This window comes from uncultured Lactobacillus sp., from assembly GCF_946477725.1.
Classification (GTDB): Bacteria; Bacillota; Bacilli; order Lactobacillales; family Lactobacillaceae; genus Lactobacillus.
This window is the reverse complement of the sequence record NZ_CAMKZC010000036.1, coordinates 1-9,761: the sequence shown is the minus strand read 5'-3', so window position 1 is coordinate 9,761 and position 9,761 is coordinate 1. Positions and strand designations below refer to the sequence as shown.

The 9,761-nt window shown below is 37.9% G+C and carries 8 protein-coding genes; all 8 read right to left on the bottom strand.

The annotated features are described in order from the left end of the window. A partial coding sequence (gene dinB, locus Q0R51_RS08530) for a DNA polymerase IV (RefSeq protein ID WP_294758113.1) occupies positions 1-714 on the bottom strand: 714 nt, incomplete at its 3' end. Next, positions 707-2,155 carry a glucose-6-phosphate dehydrogenase gene (gene zwf, locus Q0R51_RS08525; RefSeq protein ID WP_294758110.1) on the bottom strand — a complete coding sequence of 483 codons (1,449 nt, stop codon included), beginning with the start codon at positions 2,153-2,155 and terminating at the stop codon, positions 707-709. The genes zwf and dinB, both read right to left, overlap by 8 nt. 143 nt (positions 2,156-2,298) lie before the next feature. Then, positions 2,299-2,784, bottom strand: coding sequence for a preprotein translocase subunit YajC (gene yajC, locus Q0R51_RS08520; RefSeq protein ID WP_174794952.1), 486 nt, complete (start codon positions 2,782-2,784; stop codon positions 2,299-2,301). A 71-nt stretch (positions 2,785-2,855) separates the two neighbouring features. Beyond that, a complete protein-coding gene (ruvB, locus tag Q0R51_RS08515) occupies positions 2,856-3,902 on the bottom strand; it encodes a Holliday junction branch migration DNA helicase RuvB (RefSeq protein WP_110446349.1) in 1,047 nt (348 codons plus the stop codon). Between the two features lie 11 nt (positions 3,903-3,913). After that, a complete protein-coding gene (gene ruvA / locus Q0R51_RS08510) occupies positions 3,914-4,498 on the bottom strand; it encodes a Holliday junction branch migration protein RuvA (RefSeq protein WP_294758105.1) in 585 nt (194 codons plus the stop codon). Between the two features lie 3 nt (positions 4,499-4,501). Beyond that, entirely contained in the window at positions 4,502-6,385 is a 1,884-nt protein-coding gene (gene mutL / locus Q0R51_RS08505) for a DNA mismatch repair endonuclease MutL (RefSeq protein WP_294758103.1), read from the bottom strand. 2 nt (positions 6,386-6,387) lie between these two features. Further along, entirely contained in the window at positions 6,388-8,970 is a 2,583-nt protein-coding gene (gene mutS, locus Q0R51_RS08500; protein ID WP_294758117.1) for a DNA mismatch repair protein MutS, read from the bottom strand. A gap of 140 nt (positions 8,971-9,110) precedes the next feature. Continuing rightward, positions 9,111-9,758, bottom strand: a complete 648-nt coding sequence (gene pcp / locus Q0R51_RS08495; protein WP_294758115.1) for a pyroglutamyl-peptidase I — start codon at positions 9,756-9,758, stop codon at positions 9,111-9,113. Positions 9,759-9,761 lie beyond the last annotated feature (3 nt).

The window sequence follows — 9,761 nt, the reverse complement described above, 5'->3', positions numbered from 1 at the left end:
ACCCATGCGGTTGAAATGTTTTATTAAATCACGAACGTGCATTTTTTGCAACCCACGTCCCGTGTAGACACCCATTTCAGCTAACTTAGCTTGCGTCTTAGGCCCAATACCATGAAACTGAGCAATTTTTTGTACGGCTAAAAATTCTTTAGCTTCTTGGGGCAAAATAATAGTTCGACCAAAAGGCTTCGAATATTCGGAACCCATTTTTGCTAAAAATTTGTTATAGGTCACGCCGAAAGAACAATTTAAACCTATTTCTTTTTTTATTTTTACCTGCAGATCAATCGCGATTTGCAAAGCAGAAGTTAATCCCAGCTTATTTTCAGTAACATCTAAATATGCTTCATCCAGTGCAATAGACTGAACATTGTCAGTAATTTCATGCATCAACTGATGAATTTCAGCAGAAACACTATGATACTTTTTAAAATCAGGGCTCTTAAATACCAGTTTATCCGGCGGTATGAGCTTTAAAGCCTTAATTGATGGCATAGCTGAATGGACGCCATACTGGCGAGCAATATAATTTGCCGTAGCAACAACGCCGTGTCCATGATAATTTCTGGGATCTTGACCAATTACCAGTGCCTTATCTTTTAGTTCAGGATGATCACGTGTTTCAACTGCAGCATAGAAAGCATCCATATCAAGGTGAATAATCTTTCTATGAGTGTCATTTTGTGGTAAAAGACCGTCATCAAAGTTACTCATAAATCCAGCGCTCGGTAGCTGATTCGAAAATTTTATTTGCTGATTTTGGACCCATTCTGTACGGCAAGTATTGTTCTGGCTCTTGACCATTTTCATTTTCTTTTTGCCATGTTTTTTCTACATGGTCAATAAATTTCCAATAATTCTTTAATTCACTCCAATGAGTAAAGTTGGTTGAATCATTAACAAAAACATCATGCAGTAAACGCTCATAGCCATCTGGTACCTGTTTTTGGTCTTCACTTGTAAAGCCGTAGCTTAGATTTTCCCTGCGAATTCCGGGTTCATTAATTTTTTTACCATTAATAGTAATAAAAATTTGCATCTGTGGATCTATTATAATTGATATGTTGTTTGAATGAGCTTTACCGTATTGATTAGACATGTGTTTTAAAACAATATCAATCCTGTTTTTCTTTTCCCGCATTTCTTTGCCGGTTCTAAAATAAATTGGCAAATCAGCAAGAGGACCCTTTTTAAATTTAACCTCTCCAGCAACGAAAGTTTCTGTATTTGAATCGGCAGCAACATTTGGTTCTTGCCGATACCCAAAGGTAACATCACTACCCAAATATTGCCCCCGCACAAAATGACGCGCAATCTCGTCTTCTGTCGGAATTACCATACTGTCTAAAAGTTTTTGCTTAGCCTCGTGAATACTTTGCGAGGTCAAATCCTTTGGCTCCGGCATTGCCAGAAGGGTAATTATCTGAAAAATATGATTTTGCACCATATCACGTAAAGCGCCTGAAGTTTCATAATAGCCGCCACGAGCCTCGACTCCCAACTGTTCTGCTAAAGTGACCTGAACATTTTTGATATTCTGATTATTCCATATATTTTTAATTAGAGGATTAGTTAACCTCATAGGCAGAATGTTTTGAATCATTTCTTTACCTAAATAATGATCAATTCTAAAAATATCATCTTCAGCAAAGGAAGCAGTAATCTGCTGGTTTAATTCTTCTGCACTTGCCAGATCTCTTCCAAAGGGTTTTTCAACAACAATACGTTTAAAACCGGTACTGGTCAAATGTTGATCTTTAATATGTTCAGCGATTGTGCCAAAGAACTTGGGAGCCATTGCCATATAAAAGATACGATTTCCCTGCGCACTATAACGATCATCTAATTCTTGTGCCAAATTCTTCAATGTTTCATAATGTTCAATGTTGGTTACATCGTGTGACTGATAATAAAAATGACTGGCAAAAGCAACTAAATCATTTTCGTTTACTTCAGCATGCGTTTCGTGCACAGCATCGCATATTTGTTGGCGTAAAAAATCATGTGACCATGGTCGCCGAGCCGTTGCAATTACGGCAAAATTATCGTGAATTAGGCCCTGTTCATATAAATTAAAAAGTGCAGGATACAGCTTTCTATGCGCTAAATCACCACTACCACCAAAGATAATCATAATTACTGGAATGTTATTCATGAAAAAATCCTTTCTCATACCTTTTTACACTAACTTCATTTTATACTATTTTGCCGTTAAACTCGCGCCTTGAGCAATATTTACTTTTTAAGCTAAATAAATTTTACTAACAAAAAAGTGCCCCTAAGGCACTTAAGATTGTTTTAATTTTCTTTTGATCCATCAGCTGGAGTTTCATCAGCAGCATCAGCTGGTTTGGCTGCAGCTGGCTTTTCTGCAGGAGCAGCAGGTTTTTGCTCTTCTTTTGAAGCTTGAGCAGGTTCACTATCTGCTGGCTTTTCAGCTTCATCAGAAGTTGAAGGTGTTGGTGCAGGCTCAGCACTTGCCGTATTAGCTGGTAAAATTTGTTGTACAGCCATTCGACTAAATGTTAAGTAAATGCCATCAGCATCCAGCACAACCGTTTTATCCTTGGTATTTACTGAATCGATTTTGCCGTGAAGACCGTCAATCATAATGACATTGTCACCTTTTTTCAATTGGTTCATCATTTCCATTTTCTTTTGTTGTTGCTTTTTTTGTGGCTTAATCATGATAAAGTACATAAAAGCAATCAAAACTACAAAAACTATGATTGTCCACATACTACTACCTGCACCATTTGCTTGTGCTAAAAATAAATTATTCACTTTTACACTCCTCAAATTAAAATTAATTATTGTCTAAATATTTATTATACAGAAAATAACGAACAATTGCATTACTTGTTTGGCAGCGGCAGGCCTAAATGAACATAAGCCTTCTCTGTCACCATTCTGCCTCTGGGTGTCATTAATAAAAACCCGTTTTGCATTAAATATGGTTCATAAAGGGATTCAATTGTCTCCACGTCCTCGCCAGTATTAGCAGCTAAAGTTCTAATACCTACTGGTCCACCATGATAATTTTCAATAATTACCCGTAAAATTTTGCGATCTGTTTGATTTAGTCCTTCTTCATCAACCTGCAATTGTTGAAGAGAACTTGCTGTGGTCGCAAAAGAAATTACTTTTTCTCCTTTCACCTGGGCAAAATCCCTTACTCGTCTTAATAGCCGATTAGCTACTCTGGGAGTTCCCCGTGATCTGCGAGCTAATTCGTGTGCTGCCTGGGGTTCAATTTCAATATTGAAAACTTTGCTGGAACGAGAAATTATTTTTTCAAGTTCTTCAACCGTATAATATTGCAAATGCTCAACTATACCAAAGCGGTCACGTAAGGGAGCTGACAGCTGGCCAGCCAAAGTAGTAGCACCAACAAGCGTGAATGGGGGCAAGGGAACGTGAACGGCGTGAGTAGTTTGTCCTTCTCCAATTACAATATCAACATAATAATCTTCCATTGCTGAGTACAGGACTTCTTCAATAGGCTTGGCAAGACGATGAATTTCATCTATAAATAAAATATCTCCAGGATCGAGATCAGTTAAAAGGGCAACCAAATCGCCCGCTTTTTCTATCGCTGGGCCACTTGTACTTTTTAAATGCACACCAAGTTCGTTAGCTATCACAAAAGCTAATGTCGTTTTACCCAGTCCAGGAGGGCCATACAATAACACATGGTCTAGAGCCTCATCCCTTTTTTGGGCAGCCTTAATATAAACTGCCATTTCTTTTTTAACGCGTTTTTGACCCAAGTACTCACTTAAAGTCTGGGGGCGCAAAGAAAACTCAGCTTGTTCTTCTTCTTGGCCTTGAACCTCTCCAGAAACAATACTATTTTTATCTTCTGTCACCTGTTTCACTTCCCTTTTAAATGTCATTTTCATTATAACAAGATTTACTTCTTTAAGAGAAGTGCCAATCCCTTTTTAATGTATTGATCCGCAGTTGTTTTTTCCTCTGCAATTAAAGCTGGTATAATTCTATCTACTTCTTTTTTGGTATATCCTAACGCTAATAATGCTAATAATGCGTCATTTAATTCGGGAGATACTTCTGCCGAAGCCGCCTTATTTGCGTTCTTAACAAAGCTTCCCAATTTACCTTTTAAATCCAACACAATTTGTGAAGCAGTCTTTTTACCAACGCCTGGAAAGCGGGTTAAATATTTTACTTCACCCTGTTCAATTGCCTCTGCTAACGAATCACTATCTTCAGCCGCCATGATTGCTAAAGCAGACTTGGGACCAATACCGCTTACACTTAGGAGCTTTAAAAACAGTCCCTTATCATCCTCAGTCTGAAAGCCATATAAAGTGATGCCGGTATCCCGCACAATTTGTTCAATAAAAACGCGCGCCTTTTGTCCTTCTTGATAAGCATAAGGTGTGGGACTAAAAACTTTATAACCAATTCCATTTACATCAACTACTACAAAATCAGGTTTGATTGTGACAATAACACCCTGAAAATATTCATACATATCTTATTTATTCCTCTTAAACATTTTGCGTAAATCACTTTGTCTGATGCGCACAATTACCAAATTCCCCTTAGCGTCATGATAAGGATCAGCAATTTGCCGCAGATCAGTCAAAATTGCACCACAATCAGCAGTTGTCAATTTTTTACGCCCCGAAACTTCTCGTTGAGCTTGATCAGCCGCTATTCTTTTAATTAAATTTTGAGAATTACTTTGATCAACATTTAAAAACAAGTCTAAAATCTTGCGAACAGATTGCTCAATATTTTGTTTCAGCCAGGTGGGGTAAGATCTTAAAATAAAGGTATTTTGACCAAAATCTTCTAAAAAAATCCCAATTTTTTTGATGTCCGCTATCTTTTCTTTTATTTGCAAAAAATCCAGGTTGCCAAATTCTAAAATTAAAGGACTCAGCAATCCCTGCTGGTTGATTTTAGAGCTTGAAAGTTCACGCATGATTTTTTGAAAAGAAAGCAGTCTTCTGGCTGCAACCTGATCGATTAAGTATAAATCATCATTATTAGCAGCAATAATAAACATTGGGGTTTGACCAACAAAACTTAACTCGGGTAAGCTTGCTGCTAACACTTCATCACCGCTTGAAATAATCTCATTATTAGTATTTTTACTAGTAAAGGGTGTTAAACTGCATTGCTTGACAACATTATCATCCCATGTCGCAGTTATGAGATAATGTTCATTGTCTCGCGGAATATCCAAATTCACATACTGTGAATGCTGAATGTGTTTGATTTCTGCTGGAGGCTGTTCATTAATTTCCGCAATTCCTGCATTTGGCCTTTTCGTTTCTACCACATTTTTGTTTAAATTAAACTTAAGTTGATCAACCAGTGTATCTTCTTTACTTGAATTTAAATTACTCAATGCATCAGATTTCACGTCATTTTTCAGAAGCACACTACTAATAGCACTGGTAATCAAGCGACTCAATTCTGTTTCTTTAGATAAGCGAACCTCCCGCTTTGTGGGGTGAACGTTGACATCAACCAATAAGGGGTCCGTCTTGATTTTAATAACTGCAATAGGGTAATGTTTGTCAGTAAGATTATTACCATAACCAGCCATCACTGCACTTGCCAACTTAAAATTTCTAATGTAACGGCCATTAAGCAAAATAGAAATAAAATTACGAGTAGACCGCGTGAGTTCCGGCTTGGATATTAAACCACTCACTTCAAAATCATTATCACTACCTTTAAAAGGCAACATTCGTTCAGCAATATTGCGGCCATAAACACTTGATACCGTTTGGCGTAAATTATTATTACCAGCAGTTCTAAGCAGCATTCTTCCCTCATTCATTAAAGTGAAGGCAATCTCGGGATATCCTAATGCAAGGCGATTAACAATATCTACTGTTTTCATAATTTCAGTCCTGGGACTGCGCAAATATTTCAACCGTGCCGGGGTATTATAGAACAAATCTTTGACAGTTATCTGAGTACCTTGTCTTGCTGCAGCATCTTCCTGCATTTTTTTAACACCAGCAGCAAATTCAGCACGCGTTCCAATTGCTCCAGAAGAATTAGTTAAAATTTCAACATGACTAACTGCAGCAATCGAAGCTAAAGCTTCTCCTCTAAAGCCTAAAGTACTGACATTAAACAAATCATGTTCACTTTTTATTTTGCTGGTAGCATGTCTAGTAAAAGCAAGATCAATTTGATTACTAGGGATCCCCGAGCCGTTATCTTGAACTACAATCTGTTTTAAACCAGCATCAATAAAATCTATTCTAATTCTGCTACTGCCAGCATCAATCGCATTCTCGACCAACTCTTTGACCACACTTGCCGGTCTTTCAATTACCTCCCCAGCTGCAATCTGATTAGACAGATTAACTGAAAGCTCATGTATTTGTGCCATGATTAGTTTTCATCCTTTAAATCTTCTTGCCAATTTTCCACCAGTTGCATCACTTGCAACGGTGTTTGATCTGCCAAATAAAGATTAGAAATTTCATCTAGGATATCTTTTTCTTTGTCAGTCAATTCACTGGCAGAATCTGACTCTGCACCAACTGGTAGTTCCTCGGCCGGCTCATTACTTGAGCTAAATAAATCAAGTTGTGTTGAAGCCGGTCCCAAATTACTACCTTGAGCTTCAAGTCTTTTAAGCAGCTTAGTAGCTTGGCGTAAAACCTTTCTCGGTAAACCAGCAAGTTGCGCAACATGGATGCCATAACTTTGATCTGCAGGTCCTGGTAAAATTTTATGGAGAAAAATCAGCTTGCCGTTTTCTTCAGTTGCTCCTACATGAATATTTTTCAAATGAGGTAAGGTCTGTTCCAAGGCTGTTAACTCGTGAAAGTGTGTAGCAAATAAAACTTTGGCTCCAACTTCATCATGTAAATACTGCACAATAGCACCAGCTAGAGCCATGCCATCGTAAGTAGCTGTTCCCCGACCGATTTCATCAAATAAAACTAAGCTGCGTTTAGTGGCATGTTGTAAAGCATCATTTGCTTCAGTCATTTCGACCATAAACGTGCTTTGACCAGAAATCAGATCATCAGCTGCTCCAATACGAGTAAAAATTTGATCAAAAATCGGCAAGTCAGCACTATCGGCTGGTACAAATGATCCTATTTGAGCCATTACGGTAATAAGAGCCAGCTGCCTCATGTATGTACTTTTACCTGACATATTAGGACCTGTTATCAGAAAGATATCAGTATCTTCTGTTAACTTAACATCGTTTGGAATAAAGGAACCAGCTTTCATCACTTGTTCAACTACTGGGTGACGTCCTAATACTACCTTGACATCTTGATTATCGGTATGAAAATGAGGTCTGCAATAATTATTGTCTTCAGCCACCTGAGCAAAAGAGCAAAAGACATCAAGTTGAGCTACTTGTCCAGCCAACTTTTGTAATGCTGGAATATATTTTTTGACTTCTTCTCTTAATTTAACAAACAAATCGTATTCTAAATCTGTTGATTTGGTTTGTGCTTCTAAAATAAGATTTTCATGTTCTTTAAGTTCTGGGGTAATATAACGCTCTGCATTGGTCAAAGTTTGCTTACGCGTATACCGGTCTAAAGGAACCTTACTCTTATTTGAATTTGTAACTTGAATATAGTAGCCAAAGACCTTGTTATAACCAACTTTTAAATTATCAATACCCGTTTGAGCACGTTCATTCTGCTCCATTCCAGTCAGCCACTTTTTACCATTATTCATAGCATCCCGATAACGATCTAATTGACTATCAACACCATCCTTGATTAATCCTCCTTCGGTAGTCAGAACTGGAGGCTGATCAACAATAGTATCCGTAATCAATTTAGCAATTCCTTTTAAAGGATCAATTTGTCTGGCAAAATTTTGCAAATTTTTATTTTCAGCCTTTTGCATTGCTGTCAAAATTGTTGGTACGGCATTAAGAGAATGAGCCAACTGTAATAACTCTCTGGCATTGACATTACCAAAAGCAATTCGCCCCGTTAAGCGTTCTAAGTCATAAACTCCCTTGAGAGCATCATTAATATTTTCCCGCGTAAAGTACTCATCAATTAACGCCTGTACCATCTCTTGGCGCCTGTTTAACTGTTCAACGGATAATAATGGCCGAGCAAGCCATTGTTTTAACAAGCGCCCACCCATTGCGGTATGTGTTTTATCAAGCACCCAAAAAAGTGAACCCATCTTCTTACCCGTTTTTGCAGATGCGGTCAATTCTAAATTATCCCGCACGGTATGCGACATTTGTAAATATTGATTGACTTCATAGCTTTTAGCGACTTGTAAATGCGCTAAACTACGACGCTGAGTTTGTAATAAATATCCTACCAGCTGTTTTACAGCAGCTTTTTCAGCAGAGTTTGTCAGATCCTGTTCAGCAAAGGAAATCTCCGCATGTTTGCCAGTTAACTCTACCGGCTCTGATACAGTAATATTTGCTTTATGAAAAAAGTCATTATCCTGATCATTTAAATGACCATTGAAAACAACTTCCCGTGTGCGTAATGATAATAATTCATTTGAAACAGCTGCAAAGCTCTTCAAATGAGTGGCATAAATTTCACCAGTCGATAAATCGCTGTAGGCCAATCCAAAACAACTTTTGGTAGTTACAACAGAGGTAAGATAATTCGATTCTTTGGCTTCACTGGGTTTGTCATTCATCAAGGTTCCGGGAGTCACAAGTTGGATAATACCACGTTTAACCATTCCTTTGGCCTTTTTCGGATCTTCAAGTTGTTCGCATAAAGCTACTTTATAACCCTTTTCAACCAGTGTATCTACATAAGATTGCACTGCCACGTGAGGTACTCCTGCCATAGGAACAGGGTTTTCGGCTTTGTTGGACCTGTGAGTCAAGGTTAATTCCAAAATTTGGGCACCCTTGATTGCATCGTCTTCAAATAATTCGTAAAAATCCCCCACCCGATAAAAAAGAAAGGCATCGGGATATTGCTTTTTAATTTGGTGATATTGCTCCATCATCGGAGTCAGGTTTGTTTGCGCCATTATTCTCCTTCTTTTCTGCATTACTGTTATTATTATACGCTAAACTATTCATTAAAAGAAAAAAGACCGCAAGTAAAACGATCTCTTCTCACAACACATATAAATAATTCAAAAAATTAGGCAATATGTCCTTCAATACTTGCCAAATCTTTCTTGCCATCCATCTTCACAATTGCACTAATGGCAGCCGTAATACCTTTTACATCATCTGCTAAGCTCAGACAAGGAGTTTCTGGTTTAGCAACAACTTGTTCTGGTAAATACGGAATGTGCATAAAGCCAGCTTTTAAGTCATGAAATTCTTTATCAATCATATACTGCACTTGATACATAATGTGGTTGCAGACAAATGTACCTGCCGTCGTAGAAACTGAACTTGGGAGCCCAGCTTCCCTAATTGCCCGCGCCATTGCCTTAACAGGCAATTGCGTGAAATATGCATTTTGACCGTCTGCCTGAATAGGTGTAGCAAGTGGTTGGTATCCTTTATTATCGGCAATGCGACCATCATCAAAATTAATTGCCACTCGTTCGGGAGTTAGACCATAGCGGCCACCAGCTTGTCCAATATTTAAAACATAATCAGGTGTTTCCTTCAGAATAGCTTCATGAACCACATCGGCACAATCACCGAAAACTGTTGGTATTTCAAGTTTTATGATTTGTGCTCCGGCGATTTCATTATCCAGTCGTTTAACTGCTTCAATTGCAGGATTAATTTTATCTTCACCAAATGGATCAAAACCTGTTACAAGAATTTTCATTAT